The organism is Stappia sp. 28M-7, assembly GCF_014252955.1.
GTDB lineage: Bacteria > Pseudomonadota > Alphaproteobacteria > Rhizobiales > Stappiaceae > Stappia.
In genome coordinates this window covers 2,595,089-2,615,861 of the sequence record NZ_JACMIA010000001.1, presented here as the reverse complement: position 1 = coordinate 2,615,861, position 20,773 = coordinate 2,595,089, and the positions used below count along the sequence as shown (strand labels likewise).

The window sequence follows — 20,773 nt, the reverse complement described above, 5'->3', positions numbered from 1 at the left end:
GCAGGCGGCGTCAGGCCGCCTGTTCGCCGCGCAAGGTTGCGGGGATGCGCGCTGCCGGGCCGAACACCGTGCGCTCGAACCGCAAGGCATAGTCGGCCAGTGTCGGGATCGCGGCCGCGTGGCGCATCAGCGGCGTGTCGACATCGCTCGCAAGGATGTTGAGCACGACGCCGACAATACTGGTATCGACCGTGGTCGGGCGGTCGCCCATGAAGAAGGGCTTGTCGTCCAGAAAGGCGGCGATGGCGTCGAGAGCCGTGCAGCCGAAGGCGTAGATCTCCTCCGGCGCATGCCTGCCGATGCCCTGTGCATGCAGTGTCTTGCGGATGTTCTCGCGCAGGCCCATGAACACGTCCCGCCGCATCTCCTCGGGCACCCCGGCGAGGGCAGTGGAAAGCATCATCCCTTCGCCGGCAGGATCGATCCAGCGGGCATGGACCATCGTCCAACGCAGGTGCTCCTCAACCATGCGGCGGAAGGCCTCCGACATGGCCAGTTCGACGCCGGTGAGCGCGTCGTCGATAGCAAGTCCGTGATGGCGTTCCAGATGGCGCTGGATCAGAGAACTGTCGGGGATGACGAGGTCGCCATCCCTGAGCACCGGCACCTTGCCATGGGGCAGGGCGGCAAGATCGGTGGTCGGCTCCAGCCGGTAGTCGCAGCCGGCCAATGCCAGCAGCGCTTCCGCCTTGTAGCAGAAGGGCGAGAGACTGCGAATTTCCGGCGGTGCGGGAAAGTTGACGAGAACGAGCATGGAGGCATCTCCTGGGGTTTGCGTCTGGCTCGCGTCTTGTAGCCAACCCTTCCTGACAGCATACTGTCAGCATCAGGTGGCAATATGTCAGCGGAAGGGAAAGTGATGCGTCGTGCCGACAGGTTGCTGCAGGTTCTCCAGATCCTGCGCCGGTACCGCAGGCCGGTCAGCGGTGCGGCCATTGCCGCCGAGCTCGAAGTGTCGTTGCGCACGCTCTATCGCGATATCGCCGCGCTGCAGGCCTCCGGCGTGCCGGTGGCCGGCGAGGCCGGCGTCGGCTATGTGCTGGAAGAAGGCTACGACCTGCCGCCGCTGATGTTCACGGCAGAAGAGCTGGAGATCATCATGCTCGGCCTGCGCATGGTGGAGGGGCGCGGCGACGAGGCGATCCGGCGCACTGCGCGCGATGGCGTCGCCAAGATCGCGACGGTTCTGCCGCAAGGGCTGCGCGATGGATTTCTGGATGCGCCGCTCTACGCCCCGCCTCCCTGCGAGCTGCCGGGCGACCGGATCGAGCTGTTGCGGCTCCGGGAGGCCTTGCGGCTGGAGCGGAAGGTGGAGATCCTCTACCAGGTTCCCGATCGTCCGCCCGAGCGCCGTGTGATCTGGCCCATCGTTCTCGCCTTTTTCGAGCATGCCCGGGTGCTGGCTGCCTGGTGCGAGCTGCGGCAGAACTATCGCAACTTCCGTACGGACCGGATGCTGGAGATGACGGTGCTGGACGCGCGCCCACCCCGTAGCCGCAAGCGGCTCTATGCGGAGTGGTGGCGCCATCGACTGGAAGAAAACAGGGCCAGGGAAGCGGCGGCCGAGAACGGGGGCGTTGCAGGGTGCCGGGCGGTGGGCTGAGCGCCCGGCCGCCTCGTGCGTCTCACCCCTTGGGGGCGATCAGCGGCGGCTGGGCCGCATCCGCGCCGGATTTCAGGTGCACCCGCATGCCGTCGATCTGGAAGGCGTCGGCTGCTACCAGCGCAAGCGCCTGAGGGTAGATGCGGTGCTCGACTTCGAGCACGCGCGCGCCCAGCGTTGCCGGCGTGTCGTCATCGAGTACGGCGACTGCGCCTTGTGCGATGATCGGTCCGGCATCCATCTCGGCGCGAACGAAATGCACCGTCGCGCCATGCAGGCGGCAGCCTTCCGCCAGCGCCCGCGCATGCGTGTCGAGGCCCTTGAAGGCCGGCAGCAGCGCCGGATGGATGTTGAGCAGGCGGTCGTGCCAGCGCTCCACGAACCAGGGCGTCAGGATGCGCATGAAGCCTGCCAGGCAGACCAGCTCCACATTGCGGGCACGCAGCTCCGCATCCAGCTTTTCCTCGAAGGCCTGCCGTCCGCCCTGGCCGCGGTGGTTGACTGCCACGGCCTCGATGCCGGCTGCGCGCGCCTTGTCGAGGGCGGGAGCGTCCGGCACGTTGGCGATCACCGCGACGATTTCCGCGGGAAAGGCCGGATCGGCCGCTGCCGACAGCAGGGCGGTCATGTTCGATCCGCGCCCCGAGACGAGGATCGCCGTGCGCTTGCGGCCGGAAGCGGAAGGGGCAGAGGTCAAAGCGCCAGGGCTCCGTCGAAGACAACAGCCTCGTCGCCCGTGCGTGCCTCGAGGGCGCCGATGCGGCTCACCGTCTCGCCCTCGGCGGTCAGGATCGCCATCGCTTCGTCTGCCGTCTCGGCTGCAACCGCGACGACCATGCCGACGCCGCAGTTGAAGGTGCGCAGCATCTCCGACTGGGCAACGCCGCCGGCCTTGGCCAGCCAGCCGAAGACCGGCGGGACGGAGATGGCGGAGAGGTCGATGCGGGCGCCCAGATGGTCGGGCAGCACGCGCGGCAGGTTTTCCGGCAGGCCGCCGCCGGTGATGTGGGCGAGCGCCTTGATACCGGCACCGGCCTTCAGCGCCGCCAGCAGCGGCTTCACATAGATGCGGGTCGGTGTCATCAGCGCTTCGCCAAGGCTCGCGCCGGATGCGAACGGAGCATCGGCGCTCCACTCGAGACCGGAATGCTCGACGATCTTGCGCACCAGGGAGAAGCCGTTGGAATGCACGCCGGAGGAGGCGAGCGCGAGCAGCACGTCGCCTTCGCAGACGTCGCGGCGCGGCAGCAGGGTACCACGCTCGGCCGCGCCGACGGCGAAGCCGGCAAGATCGTAATCGCCCTTGCCGTACATGCCCGGCATTTCGGCGGTCTCGCCGCCGATCAGCGCGCAGCCGGAAATGCGGCAGCCCTCGGCAATGCCCTTCACCACGTCGGTGGCGACGTCGACGTCGAGCGCGCCGCAGGCATAATAATCGAGGAAGAAGAGCGGTTCGGCACCCTGCACGACGAGATCGTTGACGCACATGGCCACGAGATCGATGCCGACGGTCGCGTGTGCGCAGCTGTCGATGGCGATCTTGAGCTTGGTGCCGACGCCGTCATTGGCCGCGACAAGGACCGGGTCGGTGAAGCCGGCCGCCTTCAGGTCGAACAGGCCGCCGAAGCCGCCGATCTCGCTGTCGGCACCGGGACGGGCCGTCGCCTTCACGAACGGCTTGATCCGCCGCACGAGGGCGTTGCCCGCGTCGATGTCGACGCCCGCGTCGGCATAGCTCAGGCCGTTCTTGGGGGAGGGGGTCGCCTCGCTCATGCTTGTCATGTCTCCGAAACCCGTACAGGGCGCGCATACAAACACAGAAGCGCCGGAATGCAAGCGAAACCGGGCCCTGTTTGCACAGGCGCGGGGCGGAAAAGCCGCATCGAGCGTCACGGGCGCGAAAGGGAGCCCCTCAGCCTGTGGTGAAGAGGGAAAATGGCAGATCCCGGCGGGGGGCCTCCTTGACGCTCCCCGGCGCGGCTGCCTATCTGCTGGGGGACGGAGAACAGACTGACACCAGCAAGGGACGAGATTTCGTGACGCTCAAGCGACAGATCAATTTCTGGCTGGTCTCCTTCGCGCTGTTTGCGCTGTTCATCTACCTGTTCAGCCCGATCCTGCTGCCCTTCGTCGCCGGCATGGCGCTGGCCTATCTGCTCGATCCCGTCGCAGACCGGCTGGAGGCGTTCGGTTTGCCCAGGCTCGGGGCCACCATCGTCATCCTCTTCATCTTCGTACTCGCGTTCATTCTCATCCTTCTGCTGCTGCTGCCGATCCTCGGCAACCAGCTGGCAGCGTTCCTCGAGGCCTTTCCGAACCTCGTCAGCTCCCTGCAGGAGCTCATCACCTCCGGGCTCGGCAGCCGACTGTTCGAGACGCTCGGCATCGGCGGTCAGGAGCTCAAGGCCAATGTGGGCAGCCTGCTGGGCGAGGGCGCCGGCTGGATCGGCGGTCTGCTGAAGTCGGTTTGGAACGGCGGGCAGGCGCTGCTTTCGGTGATCTCGCTGTTCGTCGTGACGCCGGTGGTCGCCTTCTATCTTCTTCTCGACTGGGACCGGATGGTCGCGAAGATCGACGGCTGGCTGCCGCGCCAGCATCGCGACACGGTGCGCCGGCTGGCGCATGAGATGGATCTTGCGGTTGCAGGTTTCGTGCGCGGTCAGGTCAGCGTCTGCTTCCTGCTCGGCGCCTTCTACGCGATCGGCCTTGCGGCGGTCGGGCTGAATTTCGGCCTTCTGATCGGTATCGGCGCCGGTCTCGTCAGCTTCATTCCCTATGTCGGCGCGACGCTCGGCCTCGTCGTCTCCCTGGGTGTCGCGCTGGTTCAGTTCTGGCCGGACTGGCCGATGGTGGTGGCCGTGCTCGCGATCTTCGCCGTTGGCCAGTTCCTGGAAGGTAACGTGCTGCAGCCCAAGCTCGTGGGCAACAATGTCGGCCTGCATCCGGTGTGGCTGATGTTCGCGCTGTTCGCCTTCGGCTACCTGTTCGGCTTCGTCGGCATGCTGATCGCCGTGCCCGCGGCGGCGATGATCGGCGTGCTGATCCGGTTCGTGCTCTCTCAATACATGGCGAGTGCGCTCTATACGGGTGAGGGAACGGCAATGGCGAGCGGGGTCCCGGGAGATCCGGCCGGTACGGTGCCTGCCGGACGCGAGGAGAGCCACGATGGCTGATACCTTGCGCGGAGGCGGCGAACAGCTTCCGCTGATCCTGCCGCATGAAGCGGCCTATGGGCGCGACGATTTCCTGGTAGGCTCGTCGAACCAGGCGGCCTTCGCCCTGATCGATGCCTGGCCGAACTGGCCGAGCGCGGCCGCGCTTCTGGCAGGACCGGTGGGCTCGGGCAAGACGCATCTTGCCCATGTCTGGCAGGCAGCGAGCGGCGCGGTGATCCTGCGGGCGTCCGATCTGCGCCGGGAGCAGGTCGAAGAGCTTGCCCGATCCGGTGCCGTTGCGCTGGAGGATGCCCATGCGGGCTTCGACGAGACGGCCCTGTTCCACCTCTTCAATGCCATTCGGGAGACGGGCGGAAGCCTGCTCGTGACCTCGCGCAGCTGGCCCCAGGCCTGGGGGCTCCGATTGCCGGATCTTGCCTCGCGGTTGCGCGCGGCGACCCCGGTGGAGATCCTGGAGCCGGATGACGATCTGTTGCGGCGGGTACTGGTCAAGCTTTTCGCGGATCGGCAGATCGATATCGATCCGGCCGTGGTAGAGTTCCTGGCCGTACGGATGGAGCGGTCCGTGGCGGCAGCTCAGGCGTTGGTCGACCGCCTCGACAGGGCCTCGCTGTCGGCGGGGCGGCGGATCACACGACCGCTGGCGGCAGCGGTTCTGGCGGAGCAGGACCCGGCCGCCTGACAGCTGTCGCCGGGGCAAGCAATTTGCCGGGTGATGTAAATCCGTCAAATCAATCCGCTATGGTCCCGTTCGACGGTGACCACGGATGACCGGCCCGGGCCGGTCCGCAGGAGGCAGACATGAACGAGATCAGCGTGAACCCGAGGGATGCGGAGGCAGCTCCTGCAGAGGTTCGGCCGGGCAAGCCGGTTTCGGATGCTGCCGAGGCGCTGGCCGATCATCCCAGCCGGTTCATCAATCGCGAGGTCTCCTGGCTCCAGTTCAATCGCCGGGTGCTGGAGGAGGCGGAAAACACCTCCCACCCGTTGCTGGAGCGGCTGCGCTTCCTGTCGATCTCGGCCAACAATCTCGACGAGTTCTTCATGGTGCGTGTCGCCGGCCTGCGCGCCCAGCAGCGCGAAGGCGTCTCGACCCGCTCCATCGACGGCCTGACGCCTTCAGAGCAGCTGGAGCGGGTGTCGGCCGCGGTCCTGTCGCTGCAGCACGAGCAGCAGAGCGTTTGGCGCGAAATGCGCAGGCTGCTGGCCGCCGACCGTATCGCCATCGTCGACGGGCCGGACCTCAGCCCGCAGGACCTTCAGTGGCTGGAAGATTATTTCCTCGCACATATCTTTCCGGTGTTGACGCCGCTGGCCATCGATCCGGCGCATCCGTTTCCCTTCATCGCCAATCTCGGCTTTTCGCTGGTGCTCGAACTGGCGCCGGAAAAGGGCGGGCGCGGCATGACGGCCCTGCTGCGCATTCCCGCCCAGCTCGACCGTTTCGTGCGCCTGCCGGCGAGCGAGACCGAGGAGGGCGAGCGCTATATCACCATCGAAAATGCGCTCGGCCTGTTCATCACCCGGCTTTTCCCCGGCTATCAGATCCGCGGCAAGGGCGCGTTCCGGGTGATCCGCGATTCCGATCTGGAGATCGAGGAAGAGGCGGAGGACCTGGTGCGCCTGTTCGAAAGCGCGCTGAAGCGTCGCCGCCGCGGTTCGGTCATCCGGCTGGAGATCGAGGAGACGACGCCGCAGTCGCTGCGTGATTTCGTTGCCGAGGCGCTCGGCGCTACCACGGACGAAGTGTTCCTGGTCGACGGCCTGCTGGCGCTGAACAACCTTTCGCAGCTCGTCTCCATCGACCGCGACGACCTGAAGTTCGAGCCGTTCGCCCCGCGCTTCCCAGAGCGCATTCGCGAGCATGGCGGCGATTGCTTCGCGGCGATCCAGCAGAAGGACATCATCGTCCACCACCCTTACGAATCCTTCGATGTGGTGGTGCAGTTCCTGCGTCAGGCGGCCCAGGATCCGGATGTGGTGGCGATCAAGCAGACGCTCTACCGGACTTCCAGCAACTCGCCCATCGTCAAGGCATTGGTCGAGGCGGCGGAGGCCGGCAAGTCGGTGACGGCGCTGGTCGAGCTGAAGGCGCGCTTCGATGAGGAGGCCAATATCCGCTGGGCGCGCGATCTGGAGCGGGCCGGTGTGCAGGTGGTCTTCGGCTTCCTGGAGTTGAAGACCCACGCCAAGCTGTCGATGGTGGTTCGCCGCGAGCATGGCGAGTTGCGGACCTACTGCCACCTTGGCACCGGCAATTATCACCCGATCACCGCGCGCATCTATACGGACCTGTCCTATTTCACCGCCGATCCGCGCATCGGACGGGAGGTCGCCAAGATCTTCAACTTCATCACCGGTTATGCCGAGCCGGTCGAGCTGGAACACATGATGGTGTCGCCGGTAACGCTGCGCGACGGCATCACCCGGCTGATCGCGGCAGAGGCCGAACATGCGCGGGCGGGGCGTCCGGCGCAGATCTGGATGAAGATGAACTCGCTGGTCGATCCCGGCATCATCGACGCGCTGTACAAGGCGAGCCAGGCCGGCGTGCAGATCGACCTGGTGATCCGCGGCATCTGCTGCCTGCGGCCGGGCATTCCGGAGCTCTCGGAAAACATCCGGGCCAAGTCCATTGTCGGCCGCTTCCTGGAGCACAGCCGGATCTTCTGCTTCGGCAACGGTCACGGGCTTCCCTCGCCGAATGCGGTCGTCTATATCGGCTCCGCGGACCTGATGCCGCGCAACATCGACCGGCGGGTGGAGACGCTGACGCCGCTCATCACCCCGACGGTGCACGAACAGGTGCTCGATCAGATCATGGTCGCCAATCTGAAGGACAACCAGCAGAGCTGGCGACTGCTCCCTGATGGCGGTCACGAGCGCGTGCGCCTCGGCAGGGGCGAGAAGCCCTTCAACGCCCATCAGTACTTCATGACCAACCCGTCGCTCTCCGGCCGCGGCAAGTCGCTGCGCAGCCATAGTCCGAAACCGTTTGCGGAGCCGAGGAAGCGTGGCTGACAGCCCAAAGCATGAACTGGTCCGCGGCCGTCTCAACGGCAGCGGACCGATTGCCGTGATCGATATCGGATCGAACTCGATCCGCCTCGTCGTCTACGAAAGACACGCACGCACCCCGACGGTGCTGTTCAACGAAAAGGTGCTTGCCGGTCTCGGACGCGGTGTCGGTGCGACAGGCCGTCTGTCGGACGAGGCGACGGACCAGGCGCGCCGGGCATTGGTGCGGTTTCGCCGCCTGTGCGATCAGATCGGCGTTTCCGATCTGCACATCCTTGCCACCGCGGCGACCCGCGATGCCGCCAACGGCGAGCAATTCCTCATCTCCGTGGAGGAAATCTGCCGGACGCCGGTGCGGCTGCTGTCGGGCCGAGACGAGGCACGTCTTGCCGCCAATGGCGTCGTGTCCGGCATCTGGCGGCCGGACGGCATCGTCGGCGACCTCGGCGGCGGCAGTCTCGAGCTCGTCGAGATCAAGCATGACGAGATCGGCCGCGGCCAGACCCTGCCGCTTGGTGGCATCCGCCTGCAGGAAGATGCGGACGGGAAGATTGCCAAGGCGCAGAAGATCGCGGAGCAGGCCCTCGGGGATGTCGAATGGCTGCCCATCGGCGCCGGTAAACCCTTCTATGCGGTCGGCGGCACGTGGCGCTCGCTGGCCCGGCTGCATCTGCACCAGGATGGCTATCCGCTGCATGTGATGCACGACTATGCCATCCCGGCGGAGGAGGCGATCGAGTTCTGCCAGCTGGTTGCCCGGCGCGATCCGGAAAGCCTCGACATGATCGAGGTCGTATCGCGTGCCCGTCGTCCGCTGCTGCCGTTCGGTGCGGCGGTGATGGAGAAGGTGTTGCGGCGCTCCAAGGCGTCCAAGGTAGTGATGTCCGCGCTCGGCCTTCGAGAAGGGCTGCTGTTCGACCTGCTTCCGGACGATCTGCGCCGGCAGGATCCGCTGGTGGAGGCGGCGCGGGAACTGTCGCAGCTACGCTCTCGCTCGCCCGCCTATGGCGAGGAGCTGGTCGAATGGACCGACCGCCTGTTTCCGGCCGTGGGCATCGACGAGACTGAATACGAGGTGCGGCTGCGGGCGGCCGGCTGCCTGCTGTCGGATATCGGCTGGCGCGCTCATCCCGACTATCGCGGCGAGCAGAGCCTCAACATTATTTCGAACGCCGGCTTCGTGGGCATCGACCATGCGGGCCGCGCCTATCTCGCCCTGTCGGTCTTCTACCGCCATCAGGGGCTGGTGGAGGACGCGCTGGGGCCGCGCATTCGCGAGCTTGCCCATACACGCCTGAAGGACCGGGCCCGCATTCTGGGCGGCACGCTGCGGGTGGCATCGGTGCTCAGCGCTTCCGTCGCCGGCATTCTGCCCCAGGTTCCGGTTTCCGTGGACAATGGCGAGGTTGTGCTGACGCTGCGCGGCGAGCTTGTTGCGCTGGAAGGGGAGCGGCTGAACAAGCGGCTCACCCAGTTCGCCCGCCTGCTGGGCCTGAAGGCGCGGGTCGTGATCGAACCCTGACGGCCTCTTGCCGCCATTCGTTACCGAGCGATAGAAAAGCAAACGGGCAGGGAAAACCTGCCCATTTGCTTATCCGTCATCGTCGGTGCGGCTGCCGGCTTACTCGGCGGCGTCCGCGTCCGCGTCTGCATCGGCTTCCGACTTCTGCCGGTTGCGGCGGCGCTTGGAAGGCTCGGGCTTGGGGGCCAGAACCGGCTCGCTCTGCTCCACTGAGACGATCCGCTTGCCGTTGAAGGCGAGGGCGATCTCGCCACGCTTCAGCTTCAAGGCCGCCTCGCCGAACAGCTCCATCCGCCAGCCCTTCAGCGCGTCGACATCGGCATCGTCGCTGGCTGCGATCTTCTCGAGATCCTCCATGGTCGCAATGACCTTGGCGGCAACGCCGTTGGCTTCGCTGACCAGCTTGAGCAGGACCTTCAGAAGGTCTACGGCTGCCGCGGACCCATCTGGCGCGGCGCGGCCCTTGGGCACCGAGGGAAGCTTGTCCTTGGGGATCGCCATCGCCCGCTTGACCGCGCCCAGGATCTCCTCGGCGGTACGCGAGCGCTCGAAGCCGCGCGGAATGGTGCGCAGGGCGGCGAGCGCTTGAGTGTTGGTCGGTTGCTGGGCGGCGATCTCGTAGATCGCGTCGTCCTTGAGGATGCGGTTGCGCGGAACGTCGCGCTCGTGCGCCTCGCGCTCGCGCCAGGCGGCGACCTCCTGCAGCACCGCGAACTCGATCGGCTTGCGCACCCGCAGCTTCAGCCGCTTCCACGCATTTTCCGGATCGGTGCGATAGGTGCTCTCGGAGGTAAGAATCTCCATCTCGTCGCCGACCCAGTGGCTGCGCCCCTGTTCGGCGAGGTTCGCCTTCAGGAAATGGTAGACGTCACGCAGGTGCGTCACATCGGCCAGCGCATAGTCGAGCTGCTTGTCGCTCAGCGGCCGGCGGGACCAGTCGGTGAAGCGAGACGACTTGTCGATCCGCACAGCAGTGATGCGATGGACCAACTGGTCGTAAGAAATCGAATCGCCGAAGCCGCAGACCATTGCCGCGACCTGGGTGTCGAACACCGGATGCGGGATGAACCCGCCGAGGTGATAGACGATCTCGATGTCCTGCCTTGCGGCATGGAACACCTTCACGACGCTCTCGTCGCGCATCAACTCGAAAAATGGCGCGAGGTCGAGCCCGTCGGCCAGCGCATCGACGATAACCGCGTCCTCGACGCTCGCCATCTGGATGACGCAGAGCTTCGGCCAGAAGGTCGTTTCGCGCAGGAACTCTGTGTCGACAGCGACGAAATCGTGTTGCGCGAGGCGCCGACACACGTCGGCCAGTTCTTTGGTGCTTGAAATGATGTGCATAGTAATCGCGAGATATAGCGGATGCTTGCCCGCTTGTCGCCACGAAACCGCCTTGTTATCGCCTGTCCGTTCGATTGGCGAACAGGGGGCGCAAGCCGGCCCGCCGCCTTGACTTTGTCGTCATCCCATGGCTTTTGCACGGGCGCGCAATCGCGCCGGCCGGCACCGGCTTCGCCTTGTGTGCCGCCACTTTTTTCAAACTTCGGGCCATCGAGGACCACATGCATCGCTATCGCAGTCACACGTGCGGGGAACTGCGCGAAACCCATGTCGGCGCCACGGCGCGCCTGTCGGGCTGGGTGCACCGCGTGCGCGATCACGGCGGTCTGCTCTTCATCGACCTGCGCGACCACTACGGCATGACCCAGTGCGTGGTCGATCCCGATTCGCCCGCCTTCAAGCTCGCCGAGACCGTTCGCGCCGAATGGTGCATCCGCATCGACGGCAACGTGAAGATGCGCACGCCCGAGACGGTCAACGAGACGCTGCCGACCGGCGCGATCGAGATCTTCATCCGCGATCTGGAAGTCCTTGGCGCGGCGCGTGAGCTGCCGCTGCCGGTCTTCAACGAGCCGGACTATCCCGAAGACATCCGCCTGACCTACCGCTTCCTCGACCTGCGCCGCGAGACGCTGCACGAGAACATCATGACGCGCACGCGCATCATCGGTTCGATGCGCCAGCGCATGGGATCGGCGGGCTTCACCGAGTTCCAGACGCCGATCCTGACGGCCTCCTCGCCGGAAGGCGCGCGCGACTTCCTGGTGCCCTCGCGGCTGCATCCGGGCAAGTTCTACGCGCTGCCGCAGGCCCCGCAGCAGTTCAAGCAGCTGTTGATGGTCTCCGGCTTCGACCGCTATTTCCAGATCGCGCCGTGCTTCCGCGACGAGGACCCGCGCGCCGACCGCCTGCCGGGCGAGTTCTACCAGCTCGACCTGGAAATGAGCTTCGTCGAGCAGGAGGACGTGTTCTCCACGATGGAGCCGATCATGCGCGGCATCTTCGAGGAGTTCGCGAAGGGCAAGCCGGTCACCGGCACCTTCCCGCGCATTCCGTATGCGGACGCGATCGCCAAGTACGGTTCGGACAAGCCGGACCTGCGCAACCCGATCGAGATGCAGGATGTCGGCACGCACTTCGCCGGCTCGGGTTTCAAGATCTTCGCGCGCCTGCTCGAAGACCCGAAGAACGCCGTGTGGGCGATCCCGGCTCCGACCGGCGGCAGCCGTGCCTTCTGCGACCGGATGAACTCCTGGGCGCAGGGCGAGGGGCAGCCGGGCCTCGGCTACATCTTCTGGCGCGAAGAGGGCGGGGCCCTGGAGGGCGCCGGCCCGCTCGCCAAGAACATCGGCGAGGAGCGCACCGAGGCGATCCGCACGCAGCTCGGCCTGAAGGCGGGCGATGCCGCGTTCTTCGTGGCGGGTGATCCGAAGAAGTTCTCCGACTTCGCCGGCAAGGCGCGTACCCGCGTCGGCGAGGAGCTCGACCTCGTCGACCGCGACCGCTTCGCGCTGGCCTGGATCGTCGACTTCCCGTTCTTCGAGTGGGACGAGGAAGAGAAGAAGGTCGAGTTCGCGCACAACCCGTTCTCCATGCCGCAGGGCGGCCTGGACGCGCTGGAGAACATGGACCCGCTGGATATCAAGGCGTTCCAGTACGACCTCGTCTGCAACGGCTACGAGATCGCCTCCGGCTCGATCCGTAACCAGTCGCCCGAGCTGATGGTCAAGGCGTTCGAGAAGGTCGGCCTGTCGAAGAGCGACGTGGAGGAGCGCTTCGGCGGCCTCTACCGCGCGTTCCAGTACGGCGCGCCGCCGCATGGTGGCATGGCCGCCGGCGTCGACCGCATCGTCATGCTGCTGGTCGGGGCGAAGAACGTGCGCGACGTCAGCCTGTTCCCGATGAACCAGCAGGCGCAGGACCTCCTGATGGGAGCACCGTCCGACGTGTATCCGAAGCAGTTGCGCGAGCTGCACATCCGGCTCAACCTGCCCGAAAAGGGCTGATCCGCGGGCTCGCGCCGCGGTGGAGTGACATCTCTTGCGCAAGCGTCTGGAAGCCTGGCTCTTTGCCGATGCCGACGGGGCGCCTGCGCTCATTCGCCGGCTGGTCAGCGAGAATGCGCGGGCCTTCGTGCTGCCTTACGCGCTGGCCTTCCTGTGCATGGGCCTTGTCGCCGCCACGACGGCGGCAAGCGCCTGGATCCTCAAGGACATCATCAACGAGATCTTCGTAGCGCGTGACGGGGCGATGGTGATCGCCATCGCCGCCTTCGTGTTCGTGGTGTTCCTGATCAAGGGGGCGGCCGCCTACGGTCAGCTCGTCATTCTGGGGCGCATCGGCAACGCCATCGTGGCGTCGATCCAGAAGCGGCTGTTCAACGCCATCACGCGACAGGATGTCGCCTTCTTCGAAAGCTCTGGCATCGGCGACCTGGGCACGCGCCTGTCGCACAACGCGAATGCCGCGCGTGCTGCCCTCGATCTCGTCGTCACGGCGCTTGGCCGCGACCTGCTCTCGGTGATTGCGCTCGTGGGCGTCATGGTGGTGCAGGATCCGTTGATGAGCCTCATCGCCCTGTTCATCGCGCCGCCGGCGATATTCGTGGTGAGCAAGCTTGTGCGCCGCGTCCGGCGCGTCGCGAAGTCCCAGTTCGTTTCGCTCTCGCGCATCCTGTCGATCTCCCAGGAGACGATTTCCGGCATCCGCATCGTCAAGGCCTTCGCGGTCGAGGAGCGACTGCGCGACGAGATGGGCCGGGCGGTGATCGATGTCGAGCTGCAGGCGAACAAGATCACCCGCCTTTCGGCCCGCACCTCACCGGTGATGGAGACGCTCGGTGGCATCGCCATCGCCCTGGTGATCCTCTATGGCGGTTACTCCGTCATCGAGCTCGGCAGCGATCCGGGGTCCTTCGTGTCCTTCATCGCGGCGCTGCTGCTGGCCTATGATCCGGCGCGGCGGCTTGCACGTCTCAACGTCAATCTCTCCGCCCATCTGGTCGGTGTGCGGCTGATGTACGAGGTGCTCGACCGCGACTCCGGCGAGCACGATCTCGTTCCCGGCGCGCCCTTGCCGCTGAGCGCGGGCCGCGTCACCCTCGAGGATGTCGTGTTCCGCTATGGCGAGGCTCCGGCGCTCGACCATCTCTCACTCGACGCCCGCCCCGGCGAGGTGACAGCGCTTGTCGGCCCCTCGGGGGCGGGAAAGTCCACCGTCTTCTCGCTTCTCGAGCGCTTCTATGACCCGGATGCCGGGCGGGTGCTGATCGACGGTACGGACATCCGCGAGGTGGGTCTTGCCGCCTTGCGGGCGAAGATCGCGCTGGTCTCCCAGGACACGTTCCTGTTCGACCTCAGTGTGCGCGACAACATCTTGCTCGGGCGCCCAGGCGCGAGCGAAGAGGCCGTTCGCCAGGCAGCGCGCGAGGCCAATGCGGAGGAGTTCATCCTCGCCCTGGACCAGGGCTACGACACGAGGGTGGGCGAGGGCGGCGGCCGGCTGTCCGGCGGCCAGCGCCAGCGCGTGGCAATCGCCCGTGCCATCCTGCGCGATGCACCGATCCTGTTGCTCGACGAGGCGACCTCCGCGCTCGATTCCGAGAGCGAGGCCAAGATCCAGGAAGCCCTGTCGCGGCTGATGAAGGGCCGCACCACGCTCGTCATCGCCCATCGCCTTGCAACCGTGCGCGAGGCGAACCAGATCGTCGTGATGGATCGCGGCCGCGCCATCGAGAGCGGCACCCACCGGGAGCTCTTCGCCCGCGGGGGGCTCTACAAGCGGCTTTGCGACCTGCAGTTCTCCGAGGGCGGGTCGAGCGACTGATCACTCTTCCTTGGACGCCTCCGAGGGCTCAGCGATCTCCTTCGCTGGACATGAAAAACCCCGCCGCAGGGCCCTGCGGCGGGGTTTCTTTTTGCAGCCGGGTCGATCCGGTCAGCGGCCGGGGTTCGCTGCCACGGTTGCGTTGAGCAGTTGCGGCAGGGTGTCCGGCGCGGTGGCCAGAACGCCCATGATCTGCATCGCGGGGACCGGCGTCTCGGGCTCGATGGTGATCACCAGCTCATCCGGCGACACCAGGAAGCTCTTCAGCGCGCCATGCAGGCTCTGGCCGAAGGGCGTGTCCTTGAGCGGGCCGAGTTCGTTCGCCGCCTGGTCGGCAAGGCCGAGTGCCAGCGTTTCGGGAGACAGGCCGGCGGGCTTCGCCTGCTGGTCGATGAATGCGGAGATGAGGCGGGCATCGCGCACCGTCAGGCTCGCCTTGTTCACCGTGGCGGTGGCCAAGACCATCTGCGCCTGCTCGGGGTTCTCGAACACCACGCGAGGCACGCCGCCGATCTCCAGTCTCAGGTCCATGGATCCGCCGCCCTCGATGGTGAAGGCAAGGGGATCAATGCTGAGCGTCTGGGTGTCGGCATCCCAGCTCATCCGTGTCTCGTCCGAATATTTGACGACATCGAGACCCAGCTCCTCAAACAGGGCGCGTGCATCATCTTCCTCGATCAGCGAGATGGGGAAGGACGCGTTCTTCGTCACGGCCTCGATCCGGGTCGGGATCGGGTTGATGAAGTCGCTCATGGTGAGGCGATAGCTGTCGATGGAGACGGGAGCGGGCAGGTCGTCGGACGCGACCTTGATCCCTTCCAACTCCAGCAGTCCGAGCGTGGGAACCACCGACAGGATTGCCGGAAGCGACGGATCGCCGTTGCTTGAGGCGACGAAGAAGTCGAGGTAGCGCGACAGTGAGGCCAACCGCAGCTCGCTCATGCGGAACAGCTTCGCGTCAACGGCCGTGTTGTTCTCCTCCGCCGTGATCGACAGGTCGCTCATGGAGAAGTCGCTGAAGCCGCGGTAGGAGGCGTCCTTGGCCTGGATGTTGCCGATGGCGCCGTTGACAACCGGCGAGGTGATGGCCAGCGCGGAAAGGTCGAAGCTGTCGAGCGAGATGGCTCCCAGCGCATCGGCCGCCTGACCTCCCAAGTCAGTCAGGGATGCCTCGTCCTCCGGCAGCTTGCCGAGGACTGCCAGGTCGCCGATGGAAGCGACGTCGAAGGCCGGGGCCTGCGGATCGACGCGCAGGCCCGTCATCGTCAGGCTGTTGATGGCCGCGGATCCTTCGGCGAACGAGAAGCTCATGCCGTCGACTGAGGCGCTGGCGATGATCTCGTCGCCGGTCAGCCGGTCGGCAGGAAGCACGCCGAACACACGCAGGAGCGGCTTGACGTCGGTGCCAGTGACAACCTGCGGGCCGGTCTCCTCGCGCATTGCGATCGTTTCGGCCGTCGCGTCGGGCTCCGTCTTGATGGTGGTCTCCGAGACGGTCTTTTCGATCCGCTGTTCCTCGATCCGACCATTGGCGAAGCCGGTGATGGTCATTCCCTCGTAGGACTGCTTGCCCGACGTGCCGTCGGGCATCTTCGAGGTCGATTCCATGCGGCGGACCGACATCTTGCCGAGCTTGGTGTCGAGGCCTGCGACGATGGCGGGCAGGAAGCGGGAAACCGGACGCTCGGGATCCTCCGGCGCAACGAACGGCACCTGCAGATAGTCCTCCGCGACGAGGTCGTACTGAACGACGGTGATGTCGAAGGCGTTGCGGGTGCCGTCCTCGGTCACGCCGCCGGAAAACGCGAACTCGTGTGCTCCGGGCTGTTCGTAGCGCTCGAGATGGTAGCCCTTGTCGGTCCTTGTGACGCCGATCAGGCGGGTCTCGGGGCTGTTGATGCGGATGTCGAGATCGACATCAGCGCCGCCGAAGCTGAAGGCAAGGTCCCAGCCGAACTTGGCGTCGCGCACGATGGCATCGCCGGTGCCGGTCTCGGTGACGCTGCCGTATTCGGCGATGGTTGCGCCGTGGTCCTTCGCCCACTTGAGGAAGGCATCGGCGGCATCAAGCGCGGGGTTCGCGGTTGCTGGATTGGCAAGGGCGAGTGTGACGAGGAGGGCGCCTGCCGTGGTGGTGTATCGGGAGCTTCTGGGCATCATCCGTTGTCCGTAATCGTGTATGGAAATCGGGCCCGCATCGGGGCGCGGGCGTTCGTGCCGAAACGGGCGCAGCCGCGCTGCGCCGTTCCGACGGTTCGTCGATGTCGTGGGCGGTGCCCCCCGGGCCGCCCGACGTCGAGATCAGTCCTGATTGGCCGTGACCGTCACGCCGAGGATCGTCGGCAAGGTCTGCGGGGCCATCATCGCGGTCCCCAGCAACTGGGCAAAGGGAACCGGTGCAGCCGGAGCCGCGGTCGCAGAGATCGACTGCGGATCGTTCAGGAAGGTGGTGGCCGCTCCCGAGACGCTCTTCTGGAAGTCGGGGTTGCCGATTGCGGAAAGCAGCATCGGCAGCGCGGCGCTCAGCTGGCCGACGAACTGCTCGCGGGTGGCCCCGGACTCCTTGGCCTGCGCATCGAGCAGGCGGTCGACCAGCGATTCGTTGTCGAGCCGCAGGCTCAGGCCGACCATCTGCAGGCCCTGCATGATGCCCATCGCTTCTTCCGGCTTGCCCTGCGCGGCCTCGAGCTTGGCGAAGACCTCCCGGGTCATGCCGTTGAGCTTCAGCGAGGCGTTCAGCGTCGCGGCTTCGTTGGCGGAAATCGTCAGGTCGGAGATGTCCAGCGCACCGGTGTCCGGATCCCAATCCGCCTCGAGCGACAGGCCGAGCACGACCTTTTCGTATCCCAGATCGGTCAAGGTCTTGCGCTCGTCAGCATCGAGGCTTTCGGCCGAAATCTCGACGCCCTCGACGGTGAGCGAGCCGGCGGTCGGCAACTCGCCGTCCATTTCCTCGATCTCGGCGACCACGCTGGCGACCGGGATCTTGCCCTCGTCTCCGCTGTCGATAACGATGCCGGTGATCTCGGCGCGCGAGTAGGACGGTGCCACCGCGTCGGTGCTGGCCTTTGCCTTCACCGTGGCCGCGGAGGGCAGGACCGGATCGTCGATATCGATCAGGGCGACAGTGATGCTGACGTCCTCGCCGTTTTCCCGATTCTTGATGGCTACGCCGTTCATCGACATGTTGCTGGCGGTCAGCCCGCCGTCGGAGGCGACTTCGCCTTCCTCGAACGACATCGTGGCAATGGTCATCTCCGTCTTGCGATCGCTGTCGTCGATGGCAGCGCGCAGGCCGGTGATCGTTACCGTGTCGCCGTTCTCCTCGACGCTGTCGTAGCCGGTCACGGTCGCCTTGCCGGCCTCGAAGATCTCGAAGAACGTGTCCGCCACCTCGTTGCCGGATGCGTCGAACGCAAGCGCCGGTGTGGCAATCAGGAGCGGGCAGGCGAGCGCGATGGCGCGTGCACGGCGAAGGGCAAGATTAGTCATTCAGACGTCTCCGACTGTTGTTTGGGTGTCCGCTCCCTGCCTGCGGACCGCTACGATGCTCCAAATGCGGCGCGAGAACAAGGCACGCGCACAGATTGTTCAGAGTGATTTCTCACCCGGACGATCAGCCACGGGCAGGCTGCTTTTCCGCCCATTCGCTCATGGCCGCCTCGACATCGGCGAGGGTGGGGAGACTCTCCTCGTTTCCCAGATGCTGGATCGCGTGGGCGGAGGCGGCCCGGGCGAAGCGGAAATGCTGCTCCCATCCGGCGGTCCCGTCCCGCATCCACGAATAGACATAGGCGCCGTGGAACACGTCGCCGGCGCCGTTCGTGTCGACGATCCGCGCCTTGGGTACGTCCAGCGCGGGCAGCCGGCGCGTCGGGCCGCGGTCCTCGTACCAGAACATGCCGTCCTCGCCGACGGTCACGCCGGCGACCGGGCAGCCGCGCTCGCGCAGGTAGTCGAGGGTTTCCTCCACGCCCAGGCCGAGCTGCTCGCAGAACCTTGCAGAGACGACTGCGACGTCGATGTGACGCAGCAGCTCGTCCGTGTTCTCGCGCACGGCGCCGCCGTCGAGCGAGGTCAGGATGCCGGCCGCGCGAGCGGCCTTTGCGTAGTGGAGCGCGGCCTCCGGCATGTGGCCGTCGAGGTGCAGCGCCCTGCAGCCGGTAAGGTTGAGCTCGGGGAAGGGGTGGAGGAAATCGTTGTCGCGGCAGCGGACGATGGCGCGCTTGCCGTCCTTGGGCATGATGAAGGAGAGGGAGGATTCTCGCACCTTGCGCCCGTGGATCGAGATGCCGTACTTGGCGGCCATGTCCAGGAACATGCGGGCGAGCCAGTCGTCGGCTTGCGAGCACAGGATGTCCGGAGCGATTCCCAGCCTTGCGCAGGCGAAGCCGGCAGTGACCGCATTGCCGCCGAAACTCACCGCGTAGTCGCGCGCGATCGTCTTGTCGTCGCCCGTCGGCAGTGCGTCGGTGAGGAAGGTGATGTCGATATAGGCCTGACCGATGAATAGGGCCTGCATGCTTCTGCGCGCTCCTTGCTGGCGGGTTCGTCTCGTGTTCTCAAGTCTCGGCCCCTGCGGAATTTTTCGCCTTTTCGAAGGGCGCCTTCAGGGGTCATTTACCAAAGGACCCGATACTGGTCCGGCTGTTCAATGCCGGATCCTCGCGTGCCGCATCGTTATACCCGTTTCCTGAAGACACTGGTGATTGCCCTCGGTCTGGCGATCGCCCCCCTGATTGCGGCCAATTACATCCTCGCGAACTACGCCGTAACACAGGCCCGGACCGAGATGAAGGCGATCGCCGAGCGCTATGTCCTGCGGGCAGAAAAGGCGATCGGCGACGCGGTGTCGGTGCTTCAGACTCTGCATCAGAACGGCCATGTGACCTGTTCCGGCGCCGACCGTCAGGCCTTCCACTCCGGTCTGATCCACGCTCCGTTCGTGCAGATGATCGGGGTGGTCAATTCCGATGGCGTGATGATATGCAACGTTCCCGACCAGTCGGGGCAGGGGCGGCAGGTGTTGCCGGTGCTGCAGGCGGATTCGCCTCTCGTGGGCATCGGCATGCGCGATCGCGTCTACGAGGGCACGCGGGTCGCGCTGGTCAGCTGGCGCATCGGCACAGGAAACCGCCTGCTGGCGGAGATTTCTCCGGTCGCCATCGCCATCGATCCGGGACCGGAATACCTGCGCGCCTATCGGCATGTGGAACTGCGCCTCGGCGACGGCGTAACCTGGCTGCGCTCGGGCGAATACAGCAACATCAACGCCCGTGAAGGCGAGAGCGAGTTGGTGGTCGAAGTGGCGTCGGAGAAGTATCCGATGCTTGCGACCGTCTCCGCGCCGGCCTCCGCCGCCGACAATCTGGTGCGCGACCTGCAGGTCGTGGCGGCCATCGCCTGTGTCGGCTTCGCCATTCTCTTCGTCGCCGTCAGCGTCTGGTTCTCTTGGCGCCCCGAAAGCGAGGCGGAGGACGAGTTCGTCCAGGCGATCCGGCGCGGGGAGTTCATTCCCTATTATCAGCCCGTCATGGACATCGAGACCGGTCGCCTGCGCGGCTGCGAGGTCCTGATGCGCTGGCAGCGGCCGGACGGTTCGGTGATTTCGCCGGGCGCCTTCATGACCTTTGCCGAAACCTCGGGGCACATCTTCGAGATGACCCGGCAGGTGATGCGCAAGACCCGCGACGAGGTGGGCGACCTCTATTTCCAGAACCCGGAATGCAAGCTGTCGATCAACCTGTTCGCCGGGCATTTCGAGGACAGGCAGATAATCGAGGACATTACCGAGATCTATGGGGGGTCCAAGATCGCCTTCCAGCAGATCGTGATGGAGGTGACCGAGCGACAGCCGCTGTCCAACATGGACACCGCCCGCAAGATCATCGCCGAGATGCAGGCGATCGGCGTGCGCGTGGCGCTGGACGATGTGGGCACCGGCCACGGCGGCTTCGCCTATCTCCAGAAGCTGGGCATCGACATCATCAAGATCGACAAGATGTTCATCGACAGCCTGGGGACGGACGACAATTCGACGACCATCGTCGATACGATGGTCGAGCTCGCCGACAATCTGGGCATGGGCATCATTGCCGAGGGCGTCGAGACGATGGAACAGATCGAGCGGCTGCGCGAACTCGGCGTGTCGGCGGCCCAGGGCTACATCTTCGCGCCGCCCTTGCCCGCCAAGCTGTTCATCGAGCTGGCGCAGGCGCTGTCCGGCGGGCGGGCGTCCGCGCTGCCCGAAGGAATGGGCCAGGCTCTCGTCGCCTGAGGAGC

Annotated in this window: 15 protein-coding genes; 8 read left to right on the top strand and 7 right to left on the bottom strand. The window is 65.9% G+C overall.

Features of this window, described 5'->3' with window-relative positions; all coding sequences use genetic code 11:
- Positions 1 to 10: 10 nt before the first annotated feature.
- A complete protein-coding gene (locus H7H34_RS11480) occupies positions 11 to 754 on the bottom strand; it encodes a glutathione S-transferase family protein (protein ID WP_185925262.1) in 744 nt (247 codons plus the stop codon).
- 105 nt (positions 755 to 859) lie between these two features.
- On the opposite strand from H7H34_RS11480, the gene H7H34_RS11475 reads away from it, so the two are divergent.
- A complete protein-coding gene (locus H7H34_RS11475) occupies positions 860 to 1,603 on the top strand; it encodes a helix-turn-helix transcriptional regulator (RefSeq protein ID WP_120267787.1) in 744 nt (247 codons plus the stop codon).
- Positions 1,604 to 1,625: 22 nt separating this feature from the next.
- Here the strand turns inward: H7H34_RS11475 and purN are convergent, their stop codons facing one another.
- Together purN and purM are read right to left on the bottom strand one after the other, a co-directional pair.
- Positions 1,626 to 2,300: a phosphoribosylglycinamide formyltransferase gene (gene purN, locus H7H34_RS11470; RefSeq protein WP_120267788.1), complete on the bottom strand. Its 675-nt coding sequence runs from the start codon at positions 2,298 to 2,300 to the stop codon at positions 1,626 to 1,628.
- The gene (gene purM / locus H7H34_RS11465; protein WP_185925261.1) at positions 2,297 to 3,376 is read right to left on the bottom strand and encodes a phosphoribosylformylglycinamidine cyclo-ligase; all 1,080 of its coding nucleotides are present in this window, start codon (positions 3,374 to 3,376) and stop codon (positions 2,297 to 2,299) included. Before purM ends, purN begins: the two co-directional genes overlap by 4 nt.
- Positions 3,377 to 3,639: 263 nt before the next feature.
- On the opposite strand from purM, the gene H7H34_RS11460 reads away from it, so the two are divergent.
- The 4 genes from H7H34_RS11460 (at position 3,640) to ppx (ending at position 9,319) form a co-directional block, all read left to right on the top strand.
- Complete coding sequence (locus H7H34_RS11460; protein ID WP_185925260.1) at positions 3,640 to 4,776, top strand: AI-2E family transporter; 1,137 nt, start codon at positions 3,640 to 3,642, stop codon at positions 4,774 to 4,776.
- Positions 4,769 to 5,461, top strand: coding sequence for an HdaA/DnaA family protein (locus tag H7H34_RS11455; protein WP_120267791.1), 693 nt, complete (start codon positions 4,769 to 4,771; stop codon positions 5,459 to 5,461). Before H7H34_RS11460 ends, H7H34_RS11455 begins: the two co-directional genes overlap by 8 nt.
- A gap of 119 nt (positions 5,462 to 5,580) precedes the next feature.
- Positions 5,581 to 7,800, top strand: coding sequence for an RNA degradosome polyphosphate kinase (locus tag H7H34_RS11450; protein ID WP_120267792.1), 2,220 nt, complete (start codon positions 5,581 to 5,583; stop codon positions 7,798 to 7,800).
- On the top strand, positions 7,793 to 9,319 hold the full coding sequence (gene ppx / locus H7H34_RS11445; protein ID WP_185925259.1) for an exopolyphosphatase: 1,527 nt from the start codon (positions 7,793 to 7,795) through the stop codon (positions 9,317 to 9,319). Before H7H34_RS11450 ends, ppx begins: the two co-directional genes overlap by 8 nt.
- A 99-nt stretch (positions 9,320 to 9,418) precedes the next feature.
- Here the strand turns inward: ppx and rnd are convergent, their stop codons facing one another.
- Positions 9,419 to 10,666, bottom strand: a complete 1,248-nt coding sequence (rnd, locus tag H7H34_RS11440; RefSeq protein WP_185925258.1) for a ribonuclease D — start codon at positions 10,664 to 10,666, stop codon at positions 9,419 to 9,421.
- A 221-nt stretch (positions 10,667 to 10,887) separates the two neighbouring features.
- On the opposite strand from rnd, the gene aspS reads away from it, so the two are divergent.
- Together aspS and H7H34_RS11430 are read left to right on the top strand one after the other, a co-directional pair.
- The gene (aspS, locus tag H7H34_RS11435) at positions 10,888 to 12,672 is read left to right on the top strand and encodes an aspartate--tRNA ligase (protein ID WP_185925257.1); all 1,785 of its coding nucleotides are present in this window, start codon (positions 10,888 to 10,890) and stop codon (positions 12,670 to 12,672) included.
- Between the two features lie 34 nt (positions 12,673 to 12,706).
- Entirely contained in the window at positions 12,707 to 14,491 is a 1,785-nt protein-coding gene (locus H7H34_RS11430) for an ABC transporter ATP-binding protein (protein WP_185925256.1), read from the top strand.
- Between the two features lie 111 nt (positions 14,492 to 14,602).
- Here H7H34_RS11430 and H7H34_RS11425 read toward each other — a convergent pair whose 3' ends face one another.
- From H7H34_RS11425 to H7H34_RS11415, 3 genes are all read right to left on the bottom strand, one after another.
- Positions 14,603 to 16,648: a hypothetical protein gene (locus H7H34_RS11425; RefSeq protein WP_185925255.1), complete on the bottom strand. Its 2,046-nt coding sequence runs from the start codon at positions 16,646 to 16,648 to the stop codon at positions 14,603 to 14,605.
- A gap of 144 nt (positions 16,649 to 16,792) precedes the next feature.
- Positions 16,793 to 17,983, bottom strand: a complete 1,191-nt coding sequence (locus H7H34_RS11420) for a hypothetical protein (protein WP_120267797.1) — start codon at positions 17,981 to 17,983, stop codon at positions 16,793 to 16,795.
- 124 nt (positions 17,984 to 18,107) lie between these two features.
- The gene (locus tag H7H34_RS11415) at positions 18,108 to 19,013 is read right to left on the bottom strand and encodes a sugar kinase (protein ID WP_120267798.1); all 906 of its coding nucleotides are present in this window, start codon (positions 19,011 to 19,013) and stop codon (positions 18,108 to 18,110) included.
- Between the two features lie 147 nt (positions 19,014 to 19,160).
- On the opposite strand from H7H34_RS11415, the gene H7H34_RS11410 reads away from it, so the two are divergent.
- The gene (locus H7H34_RS11410; RefSeq protein ID WP_208996633.1) at positions 19,161 to 20,768 is read left to right on the top strand and encodes an EAL domain-containing protein; all 1,608 of its coding nucleotides are present in this window, start codon (positions 19,161 to 19,163) and stop codon (positions 20,766 to 20,768) included.
- The last annotated feature ends 5 nt before the right edge of the window (positions 20,769 to 20,773 follow it).

What these genes read in the sequence shown, in the direction of transcription:
- H7H34_RS11420 (WP_120267797.1), bottom strand. Translation starts at nt 17,983, where the DNA reads ATGACTAATCTTGCCCTTCGCCGTGCACGCGCCATCGCGCTCGCCTGC.
- H7H34_RS11480 (WP_185925262.1), bottom strand. Translation starts at nt 754, where the DNA reads ATGCTCGTTCTCGTCAACTTTCCCGCACCGCCGGAAATTCGCAGTCTC.
- H7H34_RS11455 (WP_120267791.1), top strand. Translation starts at nt 4,769, where the DNA reads ATGGCTGATACCTTGCGCGGAGGCGGCGAACAGCTTCCGCTGATCCTG.
- H7H34_RS11475 (WP_120267787.1), top strand. Translation starts at nt 860, where the DNA reads ATGCGTCGTGCCGACAGGTTGCTGCAGGTTCTCCAGATCCTGCGCCGG.
- H7H34_RS11425 (WP_185925255.1), bottom strand. Translation starts at nt 16,648, where the DNA reads ATGCCCAGAAGCTCCCGATACACCACCACGGCAGGCGCCCTCCTCGTC.
- aspS (WP_185925257.1), top strand. Translation starts at nt 10,888, where the DNA reads ATGCATCGCTATCGCAGTCACACGTGCGGGGAACTGCGCGAAACCCAT.
- H7H34_RS11415 (WP_120267798.1), bottom strand. Translation starts at nt 19,013, where the DNA reads ATGCAGGCCCTATTCATCGGTCAGGCCTATATCGACATCACCTTCCTC.
- purM (WP_185925261.1), bottom strand. Translation starts at nt 3,376, where the DNA reads ATGAGCGAGGCGACCCCCTCCCCCAAGAACGGCCTGAGCTATGCCGAC.
- rnd (WP_185925258.1), bottom strand. Translation starts at nt 10,666, where the DNA reads ATGCACATCATTTCAAGCACCAAAGAACTGGCCGACGTGTGTCGGCGC.
- H7H34_RS11450 (WP_120267792.1), top strand. Translation starts at nt 5,581, where the DNA reads ATGAACGAGATCAGCGTGAACCCGAGGGATGCGGAGGCAGCTCCTGCA.